At 74.6% G+C, this 22858-nt stretch carries 23 protein-coding genes; 13 read left to right on the forward strand and 10 right to left on the reverse strand.

Going from position 1 to position 22858, the window contains the following annotated elements; genetic code table 11:
- Window positions 1–13: 13 nt before the first annotated feature.
- Genes ACPXCB_RS27580 through ACPXCB_RS27595 form a run of 4 tightly spaced genes read right to left on the reverse strand, consistent with a single transcriptional unit; the run spans window position 14 to window position 4492 of the window.
- Window positions 14–661: a D-sedoheptulose-7-phosphate isomerase gene (locus ACPXCB_RS27580; protein WP_425878745.1), complete on the reverse strand. Its 648-nt coding sequence runs from the start codon at window positions 659–661 to the stop codon at window positions 14–16.
- Window positions 658–1872 carry a glycosyltransferase gene (locus ACPXCB_RS27585; protein WP_425878702.1) on the reverse strand — a complete coding sequence of 405 codons (1215 nt, stop codon included), beginning with the start codon at window positions 1870–1872 and terminating at the stop codon, window positions 658–660. The genes ACPXCB_RS27580 and ACPXCB_RS27585 overlap by 4 nt, the downstream gene beginning before the upstream one ends.
- On the reverse strand, window positions 1857–2834 hold the full coding sequence (locus ACPXCB_RS27590; RefSeq protein ID WP_425878704.1) for a glycosyltransferase: 978 nt from the start codon (window positions 2832–2834) through the stop codon (window positions 1857–1859). Before ACPXCB_RS27590 ends, ACPXCB_RS27585 begins: the two co-directional genes overlap by 16 nt.
- On the reverse strand, window positions 2831–4492 hold the full coding sequence (locus tag ACPXCB_RS27595; protein ID WP_425878747.1) for an HAD-IIIA family hydrolase: 1662 nt from the start codon (window positions 4490–4492) through the stop codon (window positions 2831–2833). Before ACPXCB_RS27595 ends, ACPXCB_RS27590 begins: the two co-directional genes overlap by 4 nt.
- Before the next feature lie 285 nt (window positions 4493–4777).
- Here ACPXCB_RS27595 and ACPXCB_RS27600 point away from each other — a divergent pair, with 285 nt between their 5' ends.
- From ACPXCB_RS27600 to ACPXCB_RS27610, 3 genes are all read left to right on the forward strand, one after another.
- Window positions 4778–5206, forward strand: coding sequence for an SRPBCC family protein (locus ACPXCB_RS27600; RefSeq protein WP_425878706.1), 429 nt, complete (start codon window positions 4778–4780; stop codon window positions 5204–5206).
- Window positions 5203–6204 (forward strand): SDR family oxidoreductase, encoded by a 1002-nt coding sequence (locus ACPXCB_RS27605; protein WP_425878708.1) that lies wholly within the window; start codon window positions 5203–5205, stop codon window positions 6202–6204. The genes ACPXCB_RS27600 and ACPXCB_RS27605 overlap by 4 nt, the downstream gene beginning before the upstream one ends.
- A 119-nt stretch (window positions 6205–6323) precedes the next feature.
- Window positions 6324–7091 (forward strand): polyprenol monophosphomannose synthase, encoded by a 768-nt coding sequence (locus ACPXCB_RS27610; RefSeq protein WP_425878710.1) that lies wholly within the window; start codon window positions 6324–6326, stop codon window positions 7089–7091.
- A 527-nt stretch (window positions 7092–7618) separates the two neighbouring features.
- On the opposite strand, the gene ACPXCB_RS27615 is transcribed toward ACPXCB_RS27610, so the two are convergent.
- Window positions 7619–9223 (reverse strand): phytoene desaturase family protein, encoded by a 1605-nt coding sequence (locus ACPXCB_RS27615; RefSeq protein WP_425878712.1) that lies wholly within the window; start codon window positions 9221–9223, stop codon window positions 7619–7621.
- 70 nt (window positions 9224–9293) lie between these two features.
- Here ACPXCB_RS27615 and ACPXCB_RS27620 point away from each other — a divergent pair, with 70 nt between their 5' ends.
- The gene (locus ACPXCB_RS27620; RefSeq protein ID WP_425878714.1) at window positions 9294–10727 is read left to right on the forward strand and encodes an aldehyde dehydrogenase family protein; all 1434 of its coding nucleotides are present in this window, start codon (window positions 9294–9296) and stop codon (window positions 10725–10727) included.
- Between the two features lie 61 nt (window positions 10728–10788).
- On the opposite strand, the gene ACPXCB_RS27625 is transcribed toward ACPXCB_RS27620, so the two are convergent.
- Window positions 10789–11190: a ChaB family protein gene (locus ACPXCB_RS27625; protein ID WP_425878716.1), complete on the reverse strand. Its 402-nt coding sequence runs from the start codon at window positions 11188–11190 to the stop codon at window positions 10789–10791.
- Between the two features lie 159 nt (window positions 11191–11349).
- Between ACPXCB_RS27625 and ACPXCB_RS27630 the strand changes: the two genes are divergently transcribed.
- The 4 genes from ACPXCB_RS27630 (at window position 11350) to ACPXCB_RS27645 (ending at window position 13688) form a co-directional block, all read left to right on the forward strand.
- Window positions 11350–12330, forward strand: a complete 981-nt coding sequence (locus ACPXCB_RS27630; protein ID WP_425878718.1) for a YihY/virulence factor BrkB family protein — start codon at window positions 11350–11352, stop codon at window positions 12328–12330.
- A 72-nt stretch (window positions 12331–12402) separates the two neighbouring features.
- The gene (locus ACPXCB_RS27635; RefSeq protein WP_425878720.1) at window positions 12403–12819 is read left to right on the forward strand and encodes a DUF2795 domain-containing protein; all 417 of its coding nucleotides are present in this window, start codon (window positions 12403–12405) and stop codon (window positions 12817–12819) included.
- Window positions 12820–12871: 52 nt separating this feature from the next.
- Window positions 12872–13333: an SRPBCC family protein gene (locus ACPXCB_RS27640; RefSeq protein WP_327027630.1), complete on the forward strand. Its 462-nt coding sequence runs from the start codon at window positions 12872–12874 to the stop codon at window positions 13331–13333.
- 94 nt (window positions 13334–13427) lie between these two features.
- Window positions 13428–13688, forward strand: coding sequence for a hypothetical protein (locus tag ACPXCB_RS27645; protein ID WP_425878721.1), 261 nt, complete (start codon window positions 13428–13430; stop codon window positions 13686–13688).
- 73 nt (window positions 13689–13761) lie between these two features.
- Here the strand turns inward: ACPXCB_RS27645 and ACPXCB_RS27650 are convergent, their stop codons facing one another.
- Window positions 13762–14970, reverse strand: coding sequence for an MFS transporter (locus ACPXCB_RS27650; RefSeq protein ID WP_425878723.1), 1209 nt, complete (start codon window positions 14968–14970; stop codon window positions 13762–13764).
- A 154-nt stretch (window positions 14971–15124) separates the two neighbouring features.
- Between ACPXCB_RS27650 and ACPXCB_RS27655 the strand changes: the two genes are divergently transcribed.
- A complete protein-coding gene (locus ACPXCB_RS27655; protein WP_132235960.1) occupies window positions 15125–15337 on the forward strand; it encodes a hypothetical protein in 213 nt (70 codons plus the stop codon).
- Window positions 15338–15378: 41 nt separating this feature from the next.
- Here ACPXCB_RS27655 and ACPXCB_RS27660 read toward each other — a convergent pair whose 3' ends face one another.
- The gene (locus tag ACPXCB_RS27660; RefSeq protein ID WP_425878725.1) at window positions 15379–15942 is read right to left on the reverse strand and encodes a TetR/AcrR family transcriptional regulator; all 564 of its coding nucleotides are present in this window, start codon (window positions 15940–15942) and stop codon (window positions 15379–15381) included.
- Between the two features lie 74 nt (window positions 15943–16016).
- Here ACPXCB_RS27660 and ACPXCB_RS27665 point away from each other — a divergent pair, with 74 nt between their 5' ends.
- Window positions 16017–17786: an ABC transporter ATP-binding protein gene (locus ACPXCB_RS27665; protein WP_425878727.1), complete on the forward strand. Its 1770-nt coding sequence runs from the start codon at window positions 16017–16019 to the stop codon at window positions 17784–17786.
- 78 nt (window positions 17787–17864) lie between these two features.
- On the opposite strand, the gene ACPXCB_RS27670 is transcribed toward ACPXCB_RS27665, so the two are convergent.
- Window positions 17865–18314 carry a hypothetical protein gene (locus tag ACPXCB_RS27670; protein ID WP_425878728.1) on the reverse strand — a complete coding sequence of 150 codons (450 nt, stop codon included), beginning with the start codon at window positions 18312–18314 and terminating at the stop codon, window positions 17865–17867.
- 162 nt (window positions 18315–18476) lie between these two features.
- On the opposite strand from ACPXCB_RS27670, the gene ACPXCB_RS27675 reads away from it, so the two are divergent.
- Window positions 18477–18854: a DUF6401 family natural product biosynthesis protein gene (locus ACPXCB_RS27675; protein WP_357880610.1), complete on the forward strand. Its 378-nt coding sequence runs from the start codon at window positions 18477–18479 to the stop codon at window positions 18852–18854.
- 90 nt (window positions 18855–18944) lie between these two features.
- Here ACPXCB_RS27675 and ACPXCB_RS27680 read toward each other — a convergent pair whose 3' ends face one another.
- Window positions 18945–19811, reverse strand: coding sequence for a mechanosensitive ion channel family protein (locus ACPXCB_RS27680; RefSeq protein WP_425878729.1), 867 nt, complete (start codon window positions 19809–19811; stop codon window positions 18945–18947).
- A 189-nt stretch (window positions 19812–20000) separates the two neighbouring features.
- Between ACPXCB_RS27680 and ACPXCB_RS27685 the strand changes: the two genes are divergently transcribed.
- Both ACPXCB_RS27685 and ACPXCB_RS27690 read left to right on the forward strand, forming a co-directional pair.
- Complete coding sequence (locus ACPXCB_RS27685) at window positions 20001–22127, forward strand: SpoIIE family protein phosphatase (RefSeq protein WP_425878730.1); 2127 nt, start codon at window positions 20001–20003, stop codon at window positions 22125–22127.
- 40 nt (window positions 22128–22167) lie between these two features.
- Window positions 22168–22845 carry an HAD family hydrolase gene (locus ACPXCB_RS27690; RefSeq protein WP_425878732.1) on the forward strand — a complete coding sequence of 226 codons (678 nt, stop codon included), beginning with the start codon at window positions 22168–22170 and terminating at the stop codon, window positions 22843–22845.
- Window positions 22846–22858 lie beyond the last annotated feature (13 nt).

Raw genomic sequence — 22858 nt, forward strand, 5'->3', positions numbered from 1 at the left:
GCTGCCCTCCTCATCACGCCTGGACCTGCTGACCTGCACCGCCGTCGAGCACCACCTCGACCCCGGTCCGTACGGGCGCGGCGGGCGCCACCGGCAGCGCCCGCTCGACGTACTCGCAGAGGAGGTGGCTGGTCACGAGGTGGAGTTCCTGCACCACCTGGCTGTCGACCGAGCCGACGGCGAGCACGTCGTGGCACAGCTCCGCCAGGGGGTTGGGGGCGGGACCGGTCAGGGCCCAGCAGGTGAGTCCACTGTCGCGGCCGGCCCGGGCGGCGGCGAGCAGGTTGGCGCTGGTGCCGCTGGTCGACAGCAGCAGCAGGACGTCGCCGGCGCGGCCGTGGGCGCGTACCTGGCGGGCGAAGACCTCGTCGTAGCCGTAGTCGTTGCCGATGGCGGTCATCGCGGAGGTCTCCGCGTGCAACGCGATGGCGGACAGGGGCTGGCGGTCGTCGCGGAGTTTCCCGACGAGCTCGGCGGTGAGGTGCTGGGCCTCGGCGGCGCTGCCGCCGTTGCCGGCCACCAGCAGCCGGCCGCCGTCGACCAGCCGACGCGCGAGGGCCTCCCCCCAGCGGGCCAGCAGCGTCTCGTGCCGTCGGAAGGGCACCAGCGCCGCCGCCAGGTTCGTCAGGTGCGCGTCCAGCGGCGTGGGTGCCGCCATCAGGCCACCACCCGGGTCGGCCGGTGGACCGCCACGTCGCCGTAGACCTCCACCAGCCGCTCCGCCGTGGCCGCCCAGGAGTACCGGAGCCGGGCCCGTTCCCGCGCCGCCGTCGCGTACGCGAAGCGGCGGATCCGGTCGTCGAGCAGCCCCTGGATCGCGGCGCCCAGCGCACGCGGGTCCCGGGCCGGCACCAGGTCGCCGGTGACGCCCTCGACCACGGTGTCCTTGATCCCGCCGACGGCGGTGCCCACCACGGGCACGCCGCACGCCATCGCCTCCAGCGGGGTGAGCCCGAACGGCTCGTACCAGGGGGCGGCCACCAGGACGTCCGCCGAGCGGTACCAGCGGCCCATCTCCTCGCGGGGCACCGCGCCGACCAGTTTGACCCGGTCGGCGACCCCGCAGCTGACCGCGAGGGCGCGCAGCCGGCGGGCGTACGGGTCGGTCTCCAGCAGGCCGGCGGGCGGGCCGCCGACGACGACACACTCGGCCTCGGGCACGTACGCCATCGCCCGCACGACCGTCTGGAAGCCCTTGCGCTCGACCAGCCGGCCGACGGTCAGGATCCGCGGCCGGCCGTCCTCCCGCTCGGCGGTCGGCCCCAGCGGGGCGAACGTGCCCAGGTTGACCCCGGACGGCACGACCGTCATCCGGGACCGGGGCACGCCCATCCGGACCAGCTCGCCGACCTCGTCGCGGCACTGGGCGATGACCCGGTCGACGGCCCGGCCCAGCTCCCGCTCGTAGCCGATCCGGCGGGCCGGGCTGGTGTCCTGCACGCCCTGGTGCCGCCGCTTGACCACCCCCAGGGCGTGGTACGTCTGCACGACCGGAACGCCGGTCTGCCGGCTGGCGGCCAGCGCGGCGAGGCCGCTCATCCAGAAGTGCGCGTGGATCACCTCGGGCATCCAGTCGCCGCCCCGCCACCGGTCGACCAGCCAGCGGCTGAACTCCCGCATGTGCGGCAGCAGGGCGTCCTTGGCGACCGGCTCGGCCGGCCCCGCCGGGACGTGCACCACGTCGTAGCCGTCCGGACTGCGTACGGTCACCGGCAGGTCCACGGCGTCGCGGCGGGTGTAGACCCGCACGTCGTGTCCGGCGGCCGCGAGGGCGGCGGAGAGCTCGGCGACATGCGTGTTCTGACCGCCGGCGTCCTCGCCGCCCAGGATGGCGAGCGGGCTGGCGTGCTCCGAGATCATCGCGATGCGCATACTTCCTCCTCCAGCAGCCGGTCCCAGTCGGCGAGGAAACGGTCGAGGCCGTAGCGGTCCCGGGCGGCGGCGCGGGCCCGCTCCCCCGCCCGGCGTGCCTCCGCCGGCTCGTCGACGAACCGGCGGGCCGCGTCGAGCAGGGTGTCGAGCCGGGTGGACAGCGCGCCCGCCCCCGGTGGCACCGCCATCGCCGCCTCCGTGGCGGCCAGCGCGACCACCGGCATCCCGATGGACATCGCCTCGATCAGGCTCAGCCCCAGCGAGGTCCACCGGCACAGGTGCAGGTACGCCCGCCGCCGCCCCAACTCGGCGTGCATCCGGTGCTGGGGCAGGTCGTCGTGGCTGGTGAGCCGGTCGGCGGGCAGGCCAAGGTGCTCGGCCAGCCCGGCGACCTTCATGCCGAAGACGTCCAGCGGGGCGATCTCGGCGAAGCGGGGCAGCAGGTCGGTGCCGGTGACCCGCCACCGGCGTACCGGCTCGTTGATCACCACCGCGAGCCGGTCGAGCTCGCCCGTGTACCGCACGGCGGGAGGGACGATGCCGTGGTCGACCACGGTGGTGCGGGTGGTGCCGGTGTCCCAGAACAGCTCGTTGAACCCGGTGACGTGGGCGACGAGCAGGTCGTCGCGGTCGGCCATGGGGTGCCGGCTGTCGGGGACGTCGCCGTCCTTGGGCGTGTTGTGCTCGACGTAGACGGCGGGTACGTCGCGGCCGGGTCGCCGACCGAGCCACCGCTCGGCAAGGTCGATCTCCTCGGGGCGTTGCAGGACGACCAGGTCGACGTCGGCGGTGCGCAGCTGCTCGGGGGTCACCTCGACGGCCGTGTCGGGCCACGGGTAGGTGCGGGCGCGGCCGAGGCCGTAGGGGCCCCGGTCCGGGGTGACGGGCACCAGGTACCGGTGCTTGCCGTGCACGAACGACGTGGTCCAGGAGCCGTGCACGTGCCACAGGAGCAGGTTCATCCGCCGCTCCCGCCGATGGTGGCCAGCGTCGGCCCGCCGGCGGGCGGGCTGCCGGTGGGCGGCCCCGACCGGACCGACGGGGTCACCCCGAGCAGCCGCAGCGCGTCGACGACCTCCTCGGGGCCGACGCCGCTGAGGCAGGGGTGTCCGGGCACCGGGCAGCGCGCCGCGCGGGTGTCGCGGCAGGCGGCCTCCGCGTCGCCGAGGCGCACCGTGGGCACCCGCCACGGCCCCCACTGCCCGAACGGCACCGTGGGGGCGAACAGGCTGACCACCGGCACCCCGTGGGCGGCGGCGAGGTGCGCGGGGCCGGTGTTGCCGACCACGACCGCGCCGGCGCCGGCGACCGTCGCGGCCAGCCCGGCGAGGCCGGTCCGCCCGCCCAGGTCGACGGCGACGTCGCCGGCCACCCGCGCGGTCAGCTCCTGCTCGTCGGGGCCGCCGGTGACCACCACCCGGTGGCCGGCGGCCGTCAGGGCGCGGGCGATCCGCGCGGCCAGCTCCGGCGGGCAGCCCCGGGCCTGCGCCGCCGAGCCGGGGTGCAGCACCACGTAGCCGGGCGCGCCGACCTCCGGCGGCGGCGCCTGCGCCGGACGCAGGCGCAGGGCGGGTCCGTCGTGGTCGGCGAGGGTGAAGCCGGCGGCGGCGGCGAGGGAGAGCGCGCGTTCCGGTTCGGGTACGCCGGTCGGCACGCGGTGCCGTACGTCGAGCAGGCTGCCCGGGTAGTCGTCGCTGATGGCGCTCACGCGTCCGACCCCGGCCAGGCGCAGCAGCAGGGCCAGGGGCAGGGGTGACTGGTGGAAGCTGGTGAAGACGACCGCCTCGTCGGCGTGCACGGCGGTGAGCCGGTCGGCGAGCTGACGCATGTCGGCGGGGTCGACGGGGTCGGGCGCGGGGTCGATCCAGGGCAGCCGGTGTTCGACGATCTCGTCGACGCCGGGCAGGAGTTCCGCCGCGGCGCGTCCCCGGGGCCCGCACAGCAACACCACCCGCTCGGCATGGGCGGCGACGGCGCGGATGGCGGGTCCGGTCACCAGCACGTCGCCGGCCGAGTCGGCGCGTACCACCAGCACGGTCCCCGCCCGACGCCCGCCGGCGCCCCGCGCGGCGTCGGTGTCGGTGTCGGCCTGCCGGTAGGTGGCCGGGTCGAGCGCCGCCTGGCGGCGCAGGATCTCCGTCACCGCCGCCGGGAGATCGGGGGCCACCTGCGGGGCGGCGGCCACCTCCTGCGGGCGGGTCACCGGCGTGGGCACCAGGATCCCCGACGCGCCCGCGGCCGATGCCGCGATCATGTCCCGGCCGATGTCCCCCACCAGCACGCACCGCGACGGCACGGTGCCCAACTCCCGCGCCGCGGCGTGCACCAGCCCCGGCGCCGGCTTGCGGCACCCGCATCCGTCGCCGTCGTCGTGCGGACACACCAGCCAGGCGTCGAACGGCCCCAGCAACCGCTCGACCCGGGCGTGCACCGCCCGCATCTGCGCCCTGGTGAACAAGCCACGGGCCAGGCCGGACTGGTTCGTCACCACCGCCAGCCGCAGGCCCGCCGCCCGCAACCGGTCCAGGGCGGCCCGTGCCCCCGGCACCGGCCGTACCTTCTCGGGGTCGCCGTTGTACGGCACGTCCTCGATCAGCGTGCCGTCGCGGTCCAGCAGCACCGCGTCGAACAGGACGGGCCCGGACGCGGTGCCGTCAGCGCCGGCAAAAACCCGGGCTGACCTGCGCTGATCCGGCTCCACCTGGTCCTGTCGCACAGCCGGCGGGTTCCCGGCGCCCCGGGGAGTAAACGTCGTCCCGGACGCGCCCGCCGCGTCGTACGGCGGCGGCGTCGACACGCCGGCCCGCAGGTGCCGTTACCCGTCGCCCGGGAGAAGCTAACCCGTCGGCACCGTTAGCCCCGGCCGCACCCGGGGTATGGGAGCGCAGTGGCGATTGTGGAGAAAGTGATCAAAGCTTCCCCGCAGCAGGTCTGGGCGGTGCTGGCGGACGGGTGGACGTACAGCGACTGGGTCGTGGGCACGGTGCACGTGCGCGACGTGGACGACGCCTGGCCCCGGGTGGGCAGCCAACTGCACCACAAGGCCGGGCCGTGGCCGTTCTCCCTGCACGACGTCTCCACGGTGCTGACCTGTGACCCGCCGCGCCGGTTGGTGATCCGCGCCGGCCTCTGGCCGGCCGGGGAGGCCATCGTGGTGTTCACCCTCGAAGCGGTCGGCTCGGACGCCACCCGGGTACGCATCGGCGAGGACTTCGCCGCCGGTCCCCTGCACTGGGTACGCAACAAGATCAACGACCTGGTGCTGCACCAGCGCAACAAGGAGACCCTGACCCGGCTGGCCGACATCGCCGTGCGGCAGAAGGCGGACGCATGACGCAGGCCGTGGTGGTCACCGGGGCGAGCGCCGGCGTGGGACGGGCGGTCGCCCGCCGGTACGCCGAGCGCGGCGCCCGGCTCGCGCTGCTCGCCCGCGGCGAGGCCGGGCTGGCGGCCGCCGAGCGCGACTGCCGGGAGCTGGGCGCCTCGGACGTGCGCACCTACCGGGTGGACGTGGCCGACGCCGAGGCGGTGCAGCAGGCCGCCGACGACGTGGTGCACCGGTTCGGCGGCATCGACGTGTGGGTGAACAACGCGATGGTCTCCGTCTTCGCCCCGGCGTGGGAGATCCCGGCCACCGAGTTCCGGCGGGTCACCGAGGTCAACTACCTCGGCACCGTGCACGGCACCCTCGCGGCGCTGCGGCACATGCGGGCACGTGGGCGGGGCGCGGTCGTGCAGGTCGGCTCCGCGCTGGCCTACCGCGGGATCCCGTTGCAGTCGGCGTACTGCGCGAGCAAGCACGCCGTCCAGGGCTTCAACGACTCGCTGCGGCCGGAGCTGCTGCACGACTGTCCGGGCGTGAAGCTGTCGATGGTGCAACTGCCGGCGATCAACACCCCGCAGTTCTCCTGGGTACGCACCCGGCTGCCCCGCCACCCCCAGCCCGTACCGCCGATCTTCGCACCCGAGGTGGCCGCGAAGGCGATCGTCTGGGCGGCCGACCACGGGCCGCGCGAACTGAACGTGGGCGGGCCGACCTGGCGCGCCCGGCTCGGCGACGTCCTCGCCCCCGGCCTGCTCGACCGGAAGCTGGCGCGCGACGGCTACGACAGCCAGCAGACCGAGACCCCGATCGACCCGGCCGCCTGGCGGGACAACCTGGACCGTCCCGGGGACGACGAACGGGACCGGGGCGCGGAGGGCGTGTTCACCGACCGGGCCCGTGGCCGCTCGGCCGCCCTGTGGATCGGTACGCACAAGCCGGCCGTCTCCGGCGCCGCCCTGGCGGGGCTGGCGGTGGCGCTCACCGCGCTGGTCCGCCGCCTCCGCTGACCCCGGAACGGGCCCTCGTCGGGGCGGAAGACGGGGCGGTAGGGGTGGCCTTTTCGACCCGGATGTGGCAACTGGCTACGCTCTCAGGGAGCCCTGTCCGCCGACCGAGGATGTCCGACATGATCGAACCCGTGCAGTTGCCCGTGCCGTGGCGGGACGCACGCCTGACCGTCGTGGTTCCCACCTACAACGAGGCGGGCAACCTCCCGGTGCTGGTCGAGCGGCTGCTGGCCCTGCCGCTGCCGGGCCTGAAGATCCTGGTCGCCGACGACAACTCGCCGGACGGCACGGGTGAGGTGGCGGACAAGCTGGCCATCGAGCACCCCGACCGGGTCGAGGTCGTGCACCGGGCCGGCAAGGAGGGCCTCGGCCGGGCCTACGTGGACGGCATCGGGCGCGCCCTCGAGGGCGGCGCCGAGTACGTGGCGCAGATGGACGCCGACCTGTCGCACCCGCCGGAGGCGCTGCCGGGCATGCTCGGCGCGCTGCTCTCCACCCAGTCCGGCGTGGTGATCGGCTCCCGGTACGTGCCCGGCGGCGAGCTGGACGAGAACTGGCCGCTCTACCGGCGGGCGCTCAGTGGCTGGGCCAACCTCTACGTGCACACGCTGCTGCGGGTCCGGATCCGCGACCTCACCGCCGGCTTCAAGATCTGGCGGGCGGACGCGCTGCGCGACATCGGCCTGGAGCGGGTGCAGTCCAACGGCTACAGCTTCCAGGTGGAGATGCACTACCTGGCCACGAAGCTGGGGCACACCATCCTGGAGGTGCCGATCCGCTTCGAGGAGCGGCGCGACGGCGCATCCAAGATGACCACCGCGACCAAGATCGAGAGCGCGCTGATGCCGTTCAAGCTGCGCAGCAAGCACCGCAACATCGAGCGCTGACCCGACCCGATCCTCCGCCGCGAGCGGTAGCGGCGGCGGACGGGCGGTAGCGGCGGACGGGCGACCTTGAGTTCAGTCCGTCCGCCGCACGGGGAAGTCCGATCACCCAGCACCGCGACTGCGGAGCGTAATCCTCACCTTCCGTAACCATCAACCCCGCCTCCGGATCGCCACTCTCCGCCCTTTGCTCTGCACCTATATACGCACCACGTCGCTGACCTGGGGCTGGCTCGTCGCCGACGCGGCGGACTCGCCCGCAGACCGTCACCCAGAGCAACCGTTGCGTATATGGGTGCAGAGCAAAGGGTGCAGCGAGCGACCAGCGCGGCCAGCGCTCCCCTTACTGTCCGTCAGCAACTTCGCCCACAATCCGCCGGCGGGCACGCGCCCGTCCGGGTCCCCTGCTGGCCCGGATCCGCGAAGAATCGGCCTGTTCATGCAGGCAGCCGTGCACGGCGCACGGCGCACCGCGCACGGCGCACGGGCACGGGCACGGGCACGGCGTGACTTCTTCGCCGTGCTGGCGGTCAGCGGTAGATCGCGCGGTGCGCGGCGTCGATCCCGGCCGCGTACAGCGGGCCGGTGAGGGCGCGGTCACGGGCCAGGGCGGCGCGGGCAGCGTTCGCGCCGGGCGCGCCGTGCACGCCGCCGCCCGGGTGCGCCGACGCGCTCGCCAGGAACAGCCGGTCCACCGGCGTGTCCGCGCGGCCCAGGCCGGGGATCGGGCGCAGGAACAGCTGCTGGTACGCGGCGGCGGTGCCACCGCCGAGCGCGCCGCCGACCAGGCTCGGGTCGCCCGCCTCCAGGTCGGCCGGCCCGGCCACGTGCCGCCCCACTATCAGGCTGCGGAAGCCCGGCGCGGCCTCCTCCAGCACCTGCTCCATCCGCTCGACGTGCGCGGCGATCTCCTCGGCCCGCCAAGTCTGACGGAACGGCAGGTGGGTGTACGACCAGAGCGACTCCGTGCCCGGCGGCGAGTGGCTCGGGTCGGCCACCGACATCTGTCCCAGCAGCAGGAACGGGTCGCGCGGGATCTCCTTGCGGGCCAACGCGGCGGCGTAGCTGGTGAGGCCGTTCAGGTCCGCCCCCAGGTGCACGGTGCCGGCGGCGGCGACCGCCCGGTTGGTCCACGGCACGGGGGCCGACAGCGCCCAGTCCACCTTCAGCGTCGAGCCGTCCCAGCGGAAGTGCGCCAGGTCCTCCACCAACCGGGGCGGCAGCGCCGCCGCGCCGACCAGGTCCAGGTAGAGGGCGGGCGCGGGGACGTCGGCGAGCACCGCGCGGCGGGCCCGCCAGAGGGCGCCGCCGGTGGTACGCACGCCCATCGCCCGGCCGCGGGCGGTCAGCACCCGGTCGACGTGCGCGCCGTAGAGGATCCGGCCGCCGCGCTCGGTCAGCCGGGCCACCAGCGCGTCGGTGATCTTCTGGGCGCCGCCGTCGGGCACCGGCCAGCCGACCTGCTGGCCGAGCATGGCGAGCAGCCAGCCGTACACGCCCGAACCGGCCTCCTCGGGCGACAGGTCGGTGTGCAGGGCGCAGCCGGCCAGCAGCACCGGGCCGCCCTCGCCCTCGAAGAGTTCGTCGCCGAGTTTGCGTACCGGCACCACCAGTCGCCGGGCCAGCCGCAGCGCCCCGGACACGCGCAGCCGGCGCAGCAGGGTCAGGCCCCCGCGCACCGGCGGGAACGGCCTGGTGATGCTCTCCAGCATCGGCTCGGCCACCTGGCGCCAGTCGTCGTACGCGTGCAGCCAGCGCTTGCCGTCGCCCGGGGCGAACGCCTCCAGCGAGGCCGCGGTGGCCTCCGGATCGCGGTTGAGCACCGCCGCGCGCCCGTCGGGCAGCAGGTGGGCCAGCACGTCCGGGGAGTGCCGCCAGCGCAACCCGTACCGGTCGAGCCCCAGCCCGCGCAACACCGGCGAGGCGTAGCCGAGGGGATAGAAGGAGCTGTAGAGGTCGCTCAGGTAGCCGGGGGCTGTCACCTCGGCGGAGCGCACCGCCCCGCCCGGGGTCTCCGTGGCCTCCAGCACCAGCACGTCCCAGCCGGCGTCGGCGAGCAGATTGGCGGCGACCAGGCCGTTGTGGCCTGCTCCCACGACGACGGCGTCCGCGCTCTCCGCGCCGGGCGAACTCATCCGATCCGCCTACCCGGCCAGCAACCGGGCGAAACGCGTTTGCCGCGCCGGGGCCGGGGCATGCACTGCCATGTACACGGTTGCGCAGCTCATAGGCGGAGTGTGGGGCGCGGGCGGCGAGGGTGGCGAGTTGGTCGTACACGATCCGGCCGACGGCTCCCCGGTCAGCTCGGCGCCGGTGGCGACGGCCGACGAGGTCGGCAAGGCGGTGGAGGCGACGCGCGGCGTCGCGGCGGAGTGGGCGGCGACCGCCCCGGCGGAACGGGCGGCGGCCCTGCACCGGGCGGCGGACGCCGTGGCGGCGGTGGCCGACGACCTGGCCCGGGCCACGACGGCCGAGATGGGCAAACCCCTGTCGGACGCCCGGGGCGGTGTGGAGGCGGGGATCGGCACGCTGCGACAGTACGCGGAACTCGCCCCCGTGCGCGGCGGGCGGACCCTGCACGGCGCCACCCACGCCCTCGACTTCATGACGCCGCAGCCGCGTGGGGTGGTCGCCGCGATCACCCCGTGGAACGACCCGGTGGCGGTCTCCTGCGGGCTGCTCGGCGCGGCCCTGGTCACCGGCAACGTGGTGCTGCACAAGCCGAGCGAGCGCGCCCCGGCGACCGGCTGGCTGCTGGCGAAGGCGCTCGACTCCGCGCTGCCGCCCGGGGTGCTGTCGCTGTTGACCGGGGGCCCGGAGGTCGGGGCGGCGCTGGCCGCCCAGGAGGTGGACGTCGTCGCCCACGTCGGCTCCACCGCCGCCGGTCGGGCCATCGCGGCCGCGGCGGCACGGACCGGGGCGAAGGTGCTGCTGGAGAACGGCGGCAGCGATCCGCTCGTCGTGGACGGCGACGTCGACCCGGTGTGGGCGGCCGGGCAGGCGGCGGTCGGCGCGTTCGCCAACGCGGGGCAGATCTGCGTCGCGGTGGAGCGGATCTACGTGCACCGGGACGTCGCGGAGGACTTCGCACTGGCGCTGGTGGAGCGGGCCACGAAGCTGCGGACGGGTCCGGGCGGCGACCCGCGTACCGAGCTGGGGCCGCTGGTGGACCGGCGGCACCGCGACCACGTGCACGGGCAGGTGACCGCGGCGGTGGCCCAGGGCGCGCGGATCCGCACCGGCGGCACGCTGCCCGACGGGCCGGGGGCGTTCTACCCGGCGACCGTGCTCACCGACTGCCGGCACGACATGACGGTGGTACGCGAGGAGACGTTCGGGCCGGTCGCCCCGATCGTCGCCGTCGACTCGTTCTCCGAGGCGCTGCGGTGCGCCGCCGACTCCCCGTACGGGCTGGCCGCGACGGTGCTGACCGGATCGATGAGTCACGCCCAGCGCGCCTGGCGGGAGCTGCCGGTGGGCACCGTGAAGGTCAACGCGGTGTTCGGCGGCGCGCCGGGCGGTGCCGCGCATCCGCGCCGGGGCAGCGGGCACGGTTTCGGCTACGGGCCGGAGCTGCTGGACGAGTTCACCGCGACGAAGGCGGTGCACATCGAGGCACCCGGCGGCGGCCACTGGTGAGACACCCGCAGGGGCTGTCCGTGCGCGGACAGCCCCTGCGTCGCGTACCCGAAAGGTGGCCTCAGCGGCCGCGGGCGTTGGCGGTCCGGCGGTTGTTCGCCTTGTCGATGGCCTTGACCAGTTCGGGCTTCGTCATGGTCGAACGGCCGGGCACGTCCAGCTTGCGGGCCACCTTCATCAGGTGGTCCTTGGTGGCGTTGGCGTCCACCCCGCCGGCCGTGGGTGCCCGGCGCTCCGGTCCGCCGCCGGCCGCCTGGCGGTCGCTCGGCCCCTTGCGGCCCTTGGGCTCCCAGTGGTCGCCGACCTTCTCGAACTCGTGCTTGACGGCGGCGAAGGCGGTGCGGTGCGCCCGCTCCCCCTCGCCGTACGTCTCCACGGCCGAGTCGTGCGTCTTCTCCCAGGTGCGCTGCGCCTTCTTGGGGGAGCGTCGCAGCGTGCTGGGCAGTACCTCGCGCCCGGGCATCTCGTCCTCCTCCGCGTCGATGGGTTCCCCCTGACCGTTCCCCCGCGTCCGGTCGGCAAACCGGAGGTCGGGTTTGTCGATTTCCGGCCAGGGGTACCGGCGGGCGAGGCGAAGCCGGATGCACCGGGCCATCCGGCGGCCGGGGCACAGGGAGCGGGCATGACGACGACGGAACCCGGCGCGGTGCTCGCCGGGGAGCGGCGACCGCGGATCCCCCGCCGGGTACGGCAGCTGAGCTGGCGCACCTGGCGCGGAGTGCTGGTGCGCAGCGTGCGCAACTTCGTCAAGGACAACTGCGCGGACTGGGCCGCCGCCCTGACCTACTACGGGGTGCTCGCGCTCTTCCCGTCCACGATCGTGGTGGTCGCCCTGGTCGGGCTGGTGTCCAACGGCGAACAGACCGTCGACACCGTGCTGGACCTGGCCCGGGACATGGGCGCCGGCTCGGTGGTGGCGAACGAGGGCTTCGTCGGCGTGGTGCGGGGCGTGGTCGACCAGAACGACTCGGCCAGCGCGCTGCTGAGCTTCGGTCTGCTCGGTGCCCTCTGGTCGGCCTCCGGCTTCATCGGCGCGTTCACCCGGGCCTCCAACGCCGTCTACGGGGTCGAGGAGGGGCGGCCGGTCTGGAAGCTGCGGCCGGTGCAGATCGGCCTGGCGGCGATCTCGCTGGTGCTGTTGGCGATCGTCGCCACCGGGCTGATCGTCAGCGGGCCGGTCACCGACGCGGTGGGCGACCTGATCAACGCCGGCGGGCTGGCGCGTACGGTGTGGAGCATCGCCAAGTGGCCCGTGCTCGCGATGATCATGATGGTGCTGCTGAGCCTGCTGTTCTGGACCGCGCCGAACGTCCGGCAGCCGCGGTTCCGCTGGCTCACCCCGGGCGGCGCGGTGGCCCTGGTCGCCTGGGCCCTCGCCTCCTTCGGCTTCGGCCTCTACGTCGCCAACTTCGGCTCGTACGACGCCACCTACGGCAGCCTCGGTGCGGTGATCGCCTTCCTGGTCTGGCTCTACCTGTCCAACTCCGCGCTGATGCTCGGCGTGCAGATCAACGCGGAACTCCAGCGCGGCCGGGTGCTCCAGGCCGGCGAGCCGGACACCGACGAGCCGGTCCTGCCCCCGAAGACGCCGGCCACCACGTAACCCGCGCGGGTTTACCGGCCGCGACGCCAGTGCGCCCGTTTACCGCCGATGACACCGGGTAGCGCAGAAGGCATGGAACGTGGCAGCAGCAAGCACGGACCGAGGGTCGACGAGCAGATGAGCCGGGAGGTCAGCGGCCTCGTGCAGGGGCCGGGGACCGGCGGCTCGCGGGTCGACGAGTCCCGCGTGCCGGAGCCGGCGGGTGAGGACCAGCCGGAGCCGACCACGGCCCCGGCCGGCGACCTGCGTACGGGCGCGCCCAAGGGGATGAGCTCCGAGGACGTCGAGCGACGCAGCCGGCTCGGCCGGTTCATCACGATGGCCGCCCTGCCCGGTGACCGGGAGGCGCTGATCGCCAACGCGCGGGACAACGAGGCGCCGGCGGACATCCTCGCCGAACTGGAGCGGCTGCCCGAGGGCACCCGCTACCAGACGATATCCGAGGTGTGGGCGGCGCTCGGCCACAAGAACGAGACGACCCGTTGGTGACCGGATCCCCGCACGATCAGGCCCGTCACCGGCGGACGAAGGAGGATGCCTTATGAGTGGCGTTACCGAACACGTGGACGTCTCCGTCCCGGTCCGCACCGCGTACGACCAGTGGACCCAGTTCGAGGACTTCCCCCACTTCATGGAGGGGGTCCAGGAGGTCCGGCAGCTGACGGACACGATGACCCACTGGACGGTGGAGATCGCCGGGGTGAAGCGGGAGTTCGACGCCGAGATCACCGAGCAGCTCCCGGACGAGCGGGTCGCGTGGCGCTCCACGGGCGGCACCCAGCAGGCCGGCGTGGTGACCTTCCACCGGCTGGACCAGGACAACACCCGGGTCACGCTGCAGCTCGAGTTCGAACCGCACGGCGTGGTCGAACAGGCCGGCGACAAGCTCGGCGTCGTCGACCGGCGCGCCAAGGGCGACCTGGAGCGTTTCAAGCAGTTCATCGAGCGACGCGGTCAGGAGACCGGCGCCTGGCGCGGCAAGGTCGACCGCCCGCAGCCCTGATTCCCCGCCCCCCGGGTGTGAACCTCCGATGGCCGCCGGCTCCCCCGGCGGCCATCGTCGTTTGCGGGGACCCGGCCGGGGTACCGCGATTGGCATGACGGACGACGACAAGGTGTGGCGGGACGAGGAACGGACTCCGCTCCAGGAACTGGACCGGGCCGTCGCGCGGTCGACCCTGGACGGCCAGGCCGACGACGTGACGGCGAACGACGCCGGAGAGGAGGCCGCCTTCGGGCACGGCCCTCAGGCGGCGGACCGGGGCGGGCAGGCCGCCGGTGCGGACCGGGAGCCGACCGACCCGGACCGCGCGTACCGGCCCTCGACGACCGGCCGGACCGGACCGGACACGATGTGAACCGCACGGCGCGGCGGGCGGGGCCCACCCGGGTCCGCCCGCCGCGCCGCTCGACGCGAAGGGTCCACGCCGCTCAGCGGGGCGTGGGGGCCGGCCGGCGGGTGCCGGCCGCGTGCAGGGCGATCAGGCCCAGCGCGAGGACGACGAGCGCCGGCCCGAGCAGCTCGACCGAGGTGTTGCCGAGCAGCACCCCGATGCCGGCGGGCACCAGCGCGCCGCCCAGCCCGGCCGCGGCGATCTGGAGCCCGATGGTCCGGTCCGCGTGCGCCGCACCGACCCGCTCGGCGGTGGTGAGGGTGAGCAGCGGGAAGACCGGGGCGGCGGCGAAGCCGACGACGAACAGCCCGGCCACGGCGACCCAGGCCGGCGCCGGCAACGCGATCAGGACCGCCCCGACCGCCATCCCGGCCAGGCTGCCCCGCAGCACCACCGCCGCGCCCAGCCGTTCGGCCACCACGCCCTGCACCACGCGCCCGACGAACAGGCTGCCCCAGTAGCCCGAGACGCAGACGCCGGCGACAGCCGCACCGAGGCCGCGTCCCTCGGTCAGCAGCAGGAACGCCCAGAGCCCGGCCGCCACCTCGATGGCCACGTAGACGGCGAAGGCCGACGCGCCGAGCCAGACCGCCGGCAGGCGCAGCGTCTCGCGTACCCGGGTGACGGTCGGTGGGGCGACGGAGGCCTCCCCGGCGGCGGACCCGGCGGTCTCGCGGGCCGGGGCGCGGTCCCGCCAGGCCCGCACGGTCAGCGCGAACGCGGCGGCCAGCGCGAGCTGGGCCCCCGCCACCAGGCCGTAGCCCCAGCGCCAGGAGAGCCCGGCGCTGAGCGCGCCGGTCATGATCAACGGCCCGAGCGCCACGCCGAGGCCGAAGAACGCGTGCATCCAGTTCATGTGCCGGGGGCCGAAGGCGCCGGCCGCGTACGCGTTCAGGCCGGAGTCGATCGCGCCGGAGCCCAGGCCGAGCACCAGCGCGCAGCCCACCATCAGGGCGAGCCCGGGGGTCGACGCGTAGCCGGTGAGCGCGAGGCTGGCCAGCAGCGTGCTGCCGGCGAGCAGCCAGCCGACGCCGAGCCGGGCCAGCGTGAAGCCGGCCAGCACGCTGGAGGTCAGGTAGCCGGCGGTGCCGGCGGTGAGCACGAGGCCGACGGCCTCGGTGGGCACGCCGAAGTCGGCCCGGATCGAGGGCCAGCCCACGCCGATCAGGCCGTCGGGCAGGCCGAGGCTGACGAACGCGAGGTAGGCCAGCAGGAGCAGCGAGGCGCGGGGCGGGGCGGTGGACACGGAGGACCATCCTGCCCGGAGTCGACGGCGGCGCCAGTCCGCCTCCCCCGGTGGGACGAAGATTACGGTCCGGACGGGTGGTAAAACGGACAGCTCATCCAGAATCGGCCGTTCGGCTGACGGCAAGCGCCGGGTCGCGAGCAAGACTTTCGGGATGCATCAGGGCTCCGGCATCCTCTCCACGCGTCAGCGCCGCCTGGCATGGCTCGGCTTCCTCCTCGCCGCGCTGCAGGCTCCCGTCTCCGCCAAGCTGGCATCGGACGACTCCTGGTTGTTCAGCCTCTGCGTCGCGCTGATGGTGGCGACCGTGATCATCGCCGACGACGCGGCCCGCCGCCGCCCGGCGGACGCCCGCTCCATGGAGTGACGCGGCGGCCGGCGCGACGGCATCCCGCCGCGCCGGCCGGATCATCCCGGCTTGACCGCGATCGCGCCGTCGACGGTGCGCAGGATCAGGCGCAGCACCTCGTGCCGGGAGGCACCGGTCTCGGCCAGGTAGGCCCAGCCGGCGTACAACTGGGACCAGATCAGGCTCTGCACCCACCCCGCCGGCAGCTCCGGGTCGATGGTGCCGTCGCGGTGCCCGCGTTCGACCATCGCGACGAAGTCCGGGTCGCACCCACCGTCGGTGGAACCGGCACCGGTCTCCGGCTCGGTGAAGATCAGCGAGAGCAGAGTGCCGAGGTCGAAGTACTCCTGGCAGAGCCGGCGCACGGCCGACGCACCGGCGCCCTCGGCGATCCGCGCCTGGGCGGTCGCCCGGTCCAGCCGGGCGCCGGCCTCGGCGCCGACCGCCCCGAACAGGTCGGCCCGCTCGGCGAAGTAGCGGTGCAACGTCGTACGCCCCACGTCGGCGGCGGTGGCGATGTCGCCGAGGGAGGCGGCGGGGTTGCGCCCCCACACCTCGATCGCCGCGTCGACGATGGCCTGGCGGGTCCGGGCGCGACTGCCGGACACCTGCTGGTCGGTCACGTCGGCGACGATACCAACACGTCCTTTCGGAATACCGGTTGCCCTGAATGGAACACTGGTGTTCCATTCAGGGCATGACTCCTTCCGCCCCGGCGTTCCCCCGGTTGCGCACGCTCACCTCGTTCCTCGTCCCGCACCGGCGGACGATGCTCCTCGGTCTCGTGCTGGGGCTCGCCGCCAACACGGCCGGGCTCGCGACGCCGATGGTCACCAAGTGGGTCCTGGACACGCTCGGCGCCGGCGAGTCGATGGCCCGCCCGATCGGCGCCCTGCTGGCGCTCGTCGTCGTCGGCGCGGCCGTCTCGCTGTGGCAGTGGCGGCTGCTCGGAACGCTTGCCGAGCACATCGTGCTCGACGCGCGGGCCTCGATCGTCCGGCACTACCTCCGGGCCCGCGTCGGCGACCTGCAACGCCGCCCCACCGGCGAACTGGTCACCCGGGCCACCTCCGACACCCAGCTGCTACGCGAGGCGTCCGGCAGCATCGTCGGCCTGGTCAACGCCGGCATCGCCCTGGCCGGCACCCTCGTGCTGATGGGGGTGCTCGACCTGTTCCTGCTCGGCTGCACCGTGGCCGCCGTGCTGGTCGTCGCCGCGGTCATGGGCGCACTGATGCCCCGCATCGGGCAGGCGCAGGCCGCGGCGCAGGAGTCGACGGGCGCGCTGGGCGGCGTCCTGGAGGGGGCGCTGCGCGCGATCCGCACGGTCAAGGCCAGCCGGGCGGAGGCCCGGTTGACCGAGCGGATCGTCGCCGACGCCCGGCAGGCGGCGACGCACAGCGTACGGGCCGCGCGGGTGACGGCGTCGGTCTGGACGATCGCCTGGACGGGGATCCAGCTCGCGGTGATCGCGATCCTGGGCATCGGCGCCTGGCGGGCCCAGCACGGCCTGCTGGAGATCTCCAGCCTGATCGCCTTCCTGCTGTACACGTTCCAGCTGATGGGGCCGATCACCGAGCTGACCCAGAACACCACGGCGTTGCAGGCGGGGATCGCGGCGGCGGGACGGATCCGCGAGGTCGAGACCATCGCGACCGAGCCGGCGGGACCGGCGCCCGCCCCGGCGGAACGCGCGCCGACGCCCGACGCGGAGCAGCCGGTGCTCGTGTTCTGCGGGGTCACCGCCCGGTACGGCCCGGAGGCGCCCCCGGCGGTGCGGGACATCGACCTGGCCGTCCCCCGGCGTGGGCACACCGCGATCGTGGGGCCCTCGGGAGCCGGCAAGACCACGCTCTTCTCGCTGATCCTGCGCTTCCTCGAGCCCGAGCGGGGGCACCTGCTGCTCGACGGCCGACCGTACGCGGCCCACGGGCACGACCAGGTGCGGGCCCGGCTGGCGTACGTCGAGCAGGAGACGCCGGTGGTGCCCGGCACCATCCGCGACAACCTGCGGTTCACCCATCCGGACGCCACGGAGGAGGAGATCCGGACGGTGCTGCGCGCCGTCCGGCTCGACGACAAGATCGACTCACTGCCGGACGGACTGGACACGTCGCTGTCGTCGACGGAGGTGTCCGGCGGGGAGCGCCAGCGCATCGCCCTGGCCCGGGCCATGCTGCGCACCCCCGACGTGCTGCTGCTCGACGAGGCGACCGCGCAGGTCGACGGGCTGACCGAGGCGGCGTTGCAGGAGTGCGTCCGGCAGCGCGCGGCGGTCGGCGCCGTGCTGACCATCGCACACCGGCTCTCCACGGTGCTCGACGCCGACCGGATCGTGGTGCTGGAGCACGGCCGGATCCGGGCCCAGGGCACCCACGCCGAGCTGCTGGCCGGCGACGACCTCTACCGCCGCCTGGTCGAGGCGCTGCGCATCGCGGCCGAGGAGCACCCGGTCGCGGCGCGCTAGCTGTCCCTGGGCCGTACAGCAGGCCCACCCGCCGACGCGGCGGGCCGCCCGTCGCGCGCGCGGCGGGGGCGCACGCGGCTAGCCTCCGCCGTCGGGGCGCGCCTCGTGCCCGGGTCGGCCCCGGCTGCGCCGCCGTTCCTTCATCTCCGCCTCGTAGAGGTGCCGGCGACCGCCGACCAGCTCCTCCCGGGCGGCCCGGTCGAGGTCGCGGAAGAGGGCGTAGTAGTTGTCGTCGAAGTCCTCGACGATCTGGAACGTCCACCGTCCGGCGATCACGTTGCGGCCCAGCAGGTCGGTGTCGATACGGTCGGCGATCCGGTCGTGCCCGGCGGCGCGGAACATCTCCACGGCGTCGTCGAGCATCAGGTCGGCGTGCCCCACCAGCTGGTGCAGCGAGTAGAGGTGACCGCGGACCCGCTCGACGCACTCCAGCGCCTCGCTCAGCTTGCCGAGCGCCGCCACCGTCCCGTCGCTGACCCCGGCGGGTCTGCGGTGCTCCTCGTCCGGCCCGTCCTCGTGTCGTCCCATCCGTTCCTCCAGGTTTCGGCTGTGCCCGTCCGGGCGGTTCCCTCCTGCCCCACCGACGTCGGATCAACCGCCCACGTCGCCCGCTGACCGTTCGGGGGAGGGTCAAAAACCCGCCGACCGGCCGAGGTCGACCCTGGTCACGGCCGGATAGCCTCGGTCACCATGCGTGTGCCGTTCACCCGGGTCGAGGCCCGTTCCGCCGCCAGTTCGGCGCGAGCCACCCTCGCTCTCCTGTCCGCCTCGGTCGGTGCCGAGGGACTGGCCGCCGCCGCCGCGCGTCCGGGCCTGCTCGCCCTGGTCGACCAGCACGCCGCGGCGGTGCGGGAGAGCCTGGACGGCGACCGCCGGCCGCTGAGCGCCGCCGCGCTCGCCGGCTACGCGGAAGGTGTCCGCGCCGCCGCGCTGGAGCACGGCTGGCAGCCGCCGGCGGCGCCGGTGGACTGGTCCGCACCGGACTGGCTGCTCACCCGGTTGCTCGCGGTCTGCGCGCTGACCCGCTCGCTCGGGGCCCCGGCGACCGCCCCGCTCCCGCTGGTCTGAAGCCCGGGCGGGCCCCGGATCCCGGCCGGACACGCCGGAGGGGCGCCCGCACGTCCGCGGACACCCCTCCCCGTCTCGCTCACCGCCAGGTCAGCGGCGGAACTGCTGGGTCTCGTCGCTGACGTTCCCCGACTGGTACGTGCCGCGCCCGCCGGCCGTCGCGGACTCCTGCCCGCGGGGCATGACCTCGGTGCGCTCGGCCGCCGTCCGGTCCGCCATCTGCCGGCCGACGTCGGTCTGACCGGCCTCCCGGGCCCGGCGGTGCTCCTGCACCGCCCGCGACTCCTCGGCCATCCGGTTCAGCCAGCCTTCCCAGCGGTTCTGCATCGGCCGCACCAGGCCACCGCCGACACCGATGATCAGGATGCCGGCCACGGTGGCGAGCACCGCGATCAGCACCGGTGTGGTCACCGTGGTGGCGATGCCCACCTGGTTCAGCGCGCCGATCACACCCAGCGCGAGGATGAAGACCGCCACCAGGTCGGCCAGGACCTTGCCGTACGCGAGCCCGCCCAGCGCCCCGGTGATCAGATCCCGGACGGCGTTGGCGATCGCGGCGGCCACGACGATGATGACGATCGCCACGAAGGCGCGTGGCAGCCAGGCGACCACGCCGCTGATCAGGTCACTGATCGCGTTGGGTCCCCACACCCCGAAGGCGAACTGCAGGGTGAACAGCAGCACGGCGTAGTACGCCAGTCTCGCCAGGATGTCACTGGCGTCGTACTTGGTGCGTTCCAGCGCGCGCTTGATGCCGCCCCGTTCCACCGCCTTGTCGAACCCGACCCGTTCCAACGCCGTGTCCACGATCTTGAGCACGGCTCTGGCGATGAGCCATCCGACCACGAGGATCGCGATGAACGCGATGGCCCGCGGTATGAAGAGCAGCACCGACCTCCACATGTCGGCCACGGCGTTGCCGATGTCGACCTGCCTGACCGCGAGGCTTTCCGGCATGATGTCCCTCCTGTCGCATGGACTGCGCCGCGCGCTTACCCCGCCACCGTCGCGGCACGCCGTCCCGGTCCCCGAGTTTTTCCCGACATGTCACCGCAGAATGGCCCTGACCTGCCCGAACGTCCGGCCCCGGCGACGCGCAGGGCATGATCGGAAACAGCCGACGGACCCTCCGGCTAGGCTGCGCTCATGCCAGGAACGGTCGGACGGGTCCCGAACCCACCAGCCCCGGTCTCGGGAACACCCACCGCGTCGGGCATGGCGGCCGCCGTCCCGCGCCACGACTGGGGTGGCACCCCGCTCGGTGCGTGGCGGACGTGGGACCCGGCGGTCCGGGCCGCCACCGAACTGCTCCTCGCCTCGCCCGTACCGATGGCCCTCACCCTGGGCGACGAGCACCTGCTCGTCTACAACGACGCGTACGCGGAGCTGATCGGCGACCGGCACCCCGACGCGGTGGGCCGGCCGGCGGCCCAGGTGTTCGCGGAGTCCTGGCCGCTGCCCGGCGTCGGGGACGCCATCGCGCACACCTACCGCTCCGGGGAGCCGTTCCTGGAGAAGGAGACCACGCTTCCGCTGCACCGCCGTCCCGGCCTGGTCGAGCAGTCGGTCTTCACCCGGGGCTACTCCCCCGTGCGCGACAGCGCCGGGCGGATCGTCGGCGTGCTGACCGTGGCCGCGGAGACCACCCAGGTCACCCAGCAGTTGCAGAGCCTCAGCGACTTCGCCGCGGCGCTCGCCGGCACCCTGACCCTGGACGACGTGGCCCGGGTCGCGCTGCGCTACACGATCACGGCGTTCGACGCCGACCGGGTCTCGTTCGCCGTCGACGAGGGCGGCGGCGGCTGGCGGATGGTCCGACGCATCCGCGGCGAGCTGATGGACGAGGCCGACGAGCGCCTCCCCCCGCTGTGGCGGCGCGTCCCGCCGGACGGGCTGGGGCCGGTGGTGACCGTCGCCCGCAGCGGCGTGCCGCACTTCGTCGACGACGGCCAGCCGCTGCGGGAGATCGCGGTGGACCGGCACGACCAGAAGGTCCGCTCGCTCGCGGCGGTGCCGCTGCGGGCCTCGGTGGTGCGCGGCGGGCTGACGGTCGGCTACCAGGTCCCGCACGTCTGGTCGGCCGCCCGACGGGCGCTGCTGGCCGCCTCGGCCGAGCTGGTCGGTCAGGCCGCCGAGCGGGCCCGCCGGTTCGAGACCCAGCACGGCACCGCCCAGCTGCTGCAACGCAGCATGCTGCCGGAGCACCTGCCCGACCTGCCCCGGATGCGGATCGCCGCCCGCTACGACCCGGGCGTCGACGGCAACGCCGCCGGTGGGGACTTCTACGACGCCTTCCTGCTGCCCGACGGCGGCCTGGGGATCGTGCTCGGCGACGTCGCCGGCCACGACGTGCAGGCCGCGGCCCGGATGGGTCAGGTCCGCGCGGCGCTGCGGGCGCTGGCGCTGACCGACCCCCGCCCCGACGCCGTGCTGGCCGGGCTCGACCGGTTGGTGACCAGCCTGGGCGCCGAGGGCGACACGCACGAGTTGTTCGTGACGGTGGTCTTCGGGGTCGTCGACGCCGACTGGCAGCGGCTCACCCTGGCCAGCGCCGGTCACCCCGCGCCGCTGATCCGCCGGTGTGCCCCGGACGGCGCCCCGGTCGCCGAGTACCTCGACGTGCCCGCTGGCGCCCCGCTGGGCCTGGGCTGCCGGCCGCGCACCGTCACGGTGCCCTTCGCCCCCGGCGACACGCTGCTGCTGTTCAGCGACGGTGTGGTGGAGCGGCGCTGGCAGGACCTGACGACCGGCCTGGACGCCCTGGCCGTCGCCGTGGCCGGCGCGGGCAGCGGCGACCCCCGCGCGTTGTGCGCGGTGGCCATCGCGGCGGTGCCCGGCGCCACCGAGGACGACGTCGCGGTGCTGGCGGTGGAGCACGCGCTGCGGCCGTCAAGGTCGACGGGCATGGAGGTGCCGGCCGAGCCGACCGCGCCGAGCCGGGTACGGCACTGGATGACCGCGCAGCTCACGGAGTGGCAGGTGCCCGAGTCGATCATCGGCGCGGCGGTGCTCTGCACCAGCGAGCTGACCACCAACGCCCTGCTGCACGCGGGCACGGCCGCCCGGGTGGAGATCGACCTCAGCCCGGAGCGGCTGCTGGTGTCGGTCGCCGACTCGGGCACCCGGGGCACGGTGACCCGCGCGCAGACCGACACGCTCAGCAGCCGGGGCCGGGGACTGGGGCTGATCGAGGAGCTGAGCGACGCGTGGGGGACGGACCCGACCGTACGCGGCTCGACGGTCTGGTTCGAGATCCTGATCCCGCCCGCGTGAGCGGTGGCGTCAGCCCGGCCGGACGGGGTAGGAGGACCGTATGCCCACCGACAAGCCCACCGGCGTCCTCTTCGACGTGGACGGCACCCTGGTCGACACCACCTACCTGCACACCGTGAGCTGGTGGGAGGCGCTGCGCCAGACCGACCGGCCCGTACCCATGGCGACGATCCACCGCGCCATCGGGATGGGCTCGGACAAGCTGCTCGACCACCTGCTCGGCCCGGAGCGCGACCGGAGCGCGGACCAGAAGCTGCGCGCCGCCCACGACACCCTCTTCGCCGAGTACTGGGAGCGGCTGGTCCCGCTGCCCCGCGCCGCCGACCTGCTGCGCGCCTGCGCGGAGCGGGGACTGCGGGTGGTGCTGGCGACCTCCGCCGCCGAGCACGAGGTGGTCGCGCTGCGCCGGGCGCTGGCCGCCGACGACGTGATCCACACGATCACCAGCTCGGCGGACGCGCGGGAGAGCAAGCCGGCGCCGGACATCCTGGTCGCCGCGCTGGAGCAGTCCGGGCTCGCCGCCGAACTCGTGGTCTTCGTCGGTGACTCGGTGTGGGACGTCGCCGCCGCCGGCGAGCTGGACATCCCCTGCGTCGGTCTGACCTGCGGCGGCACCGGCCGGGGCGAGCTGGCCGGGGCCGGTGCGGTGGCCGTCTACGAGGACCCCGCCGCGCTGCTCGCCACCCTCGACGACTCGCCGGTCACCCGGGCGGGGTGACCGGCGCCAGCTC

Source organism: Micromonospora sp. DT62 (assembly GCF_049847285.1).
Lineage (GTDB): Bacteria > Actinomycetota > Actinomycetes > Mycobacteriales > Micromonosporaceae > Micromonospora > Micromonospora reichwaldensis.

What these genes read in the sequence shown, in the direction of transcription:
- ACPXCB_RS27585 (WP_425878702.1), bottom strand. Translation starts at nt 1,872, where the DNA reads ATGCGCATCGCGATGATCTCGGAGCACGCCAGCCCGCTCGCCATCCTG.
- ACPXCB_RS27590 (WP_425878704.1), bottom strand. Translation starts at nt 2,834, where the DNA reads ATGAACCTGCTCCTGTGGCACGTGCACGGCTCCTGGACCACGTCGTTC.
- ACPXCB_RS27605 (WP_425878708.1), top strand. Translation starts at nt 5,203, where the DNA reads ATGACGCAGGCCGTGGTGGTCACCGGGGCGAGCGCCGGCGTGGGACGG.
- ACPXCB_RS27610 (WP_425878710.1), top strand. Translation starts at nt 6,324, where the DNA reads ATGATCGAACCCGTGCAGTTGCCCGTGCCGTGGCGGGACGCACGCCTG.
- ACPXCB_RS27615 (WP_425878712.1), bottom strand. Translation starts at nt 9,223, where the DNA reads ATGAGTTCGCCCGGCGCGGAGAGCGCGGACGCCGTCGTCGTGGGAGCA.
- ACPXCB_RS27620 (WP_425878714.1), top strand. Translation starts at nt 9,294, where the DNA reads ATGTACACGGTTGCGCAGCTCATAGGCGGAGTGTGGGGCGCGGGCGGC.
- ACPXCB_RS27625 (WP_425878716.1), bottom strand. Translation starts at nt 11,190, where the DNA reads ATGCCCGGGCGCGAGGTACTGCCCAGCACGCTGCGACGCTCCCCCAAG.
- ACPXCB_RS27630 (WP_425878718.1), top strand. Translation starts at nt 11,350, where the DNA reads ATGACGACGACGGAACCCGGCGCGGTGCTCGCCGGGGAGCGGCGACCG.
- ACPXCB_RS27635 (WP_425878720.1), top strand. Translation starts at nt 12,403, where the DNA reads ATGGAACGTGGCAGCAGCAAGCACGGACCGAGGGTCGACGAGCAGATG.
- ACPXCB_RS27640 (WP_327027630.1), top strand. Translation starts at nt 12,872, where the DNA reads ATGAGTGGCGTTACCGAACACGTGGACGTCTCCGTCCCGGTCCGCACC.
- ACPXCB_RS27645 (WP_425878721.1), top strand. Translation starts at nt 13,428, where the DNA reads ATGACGGACGACGACAAGGTGTGGCGGGACGAGGAACGGACTCCGCTC.
- ACPXCB_RS27655 (WP_132235960.1), top strand. Translation starts at nt 15,125, where the DNA reads ATGCATCAGGGCTCCGGCATCCTCTCCACGCGTCAGCGCCGCCTGGCA.
- ACPXCB_RS27665 (WP_425878727.1), top strand. Translation starts at nt 16,017, where the DNA reads ATGACTCCTTCCGCCCCGGCGTTCCCCCGGTTGCGCACGCTCACCTCG.
- ACPXCB_RS27670 (WP_425878728.1), bottom strand. Translation starts at nt 18,314, where the DNA reads ATGGGACGACACGAGGACGGGCCGGACGAGGAGCACCGCAGACCCGCC.
- ACPXCB_RS27675 (WP_357880610.1), top strand. Translation starts at nt 18,477, where the DNA reads ATGCGTGTGCCGTTCACCCGGGTCGAGGCCCGTTCCGCCGCCAGTTCG.
- ACPXCB_RS27680 (WP_425878729.1), bottom strand. Translation starts at nt 19,811, where the DNA reads ATGCCGGAAAGCCTCGCGGTCAGGCAGGTCGACATCGGCAACGCCGTG.
- ACPXCB_RS27685 (WP_425878730.1), top strand. Translation starts at nt 20,001, where the DNA reads ATGCCAGGAACGGTCGGACGGGTCCCGAACCCACCAGCCCCGGTCTCG.
- ACPXCB_RS27690 (WP_425878732.1), top strand. Translation starts at nt 22,168, where the DNA reads ATGCCCACCGACAAGCCCACCGGCGTCCTCTTCGACGTGGACGGCACC.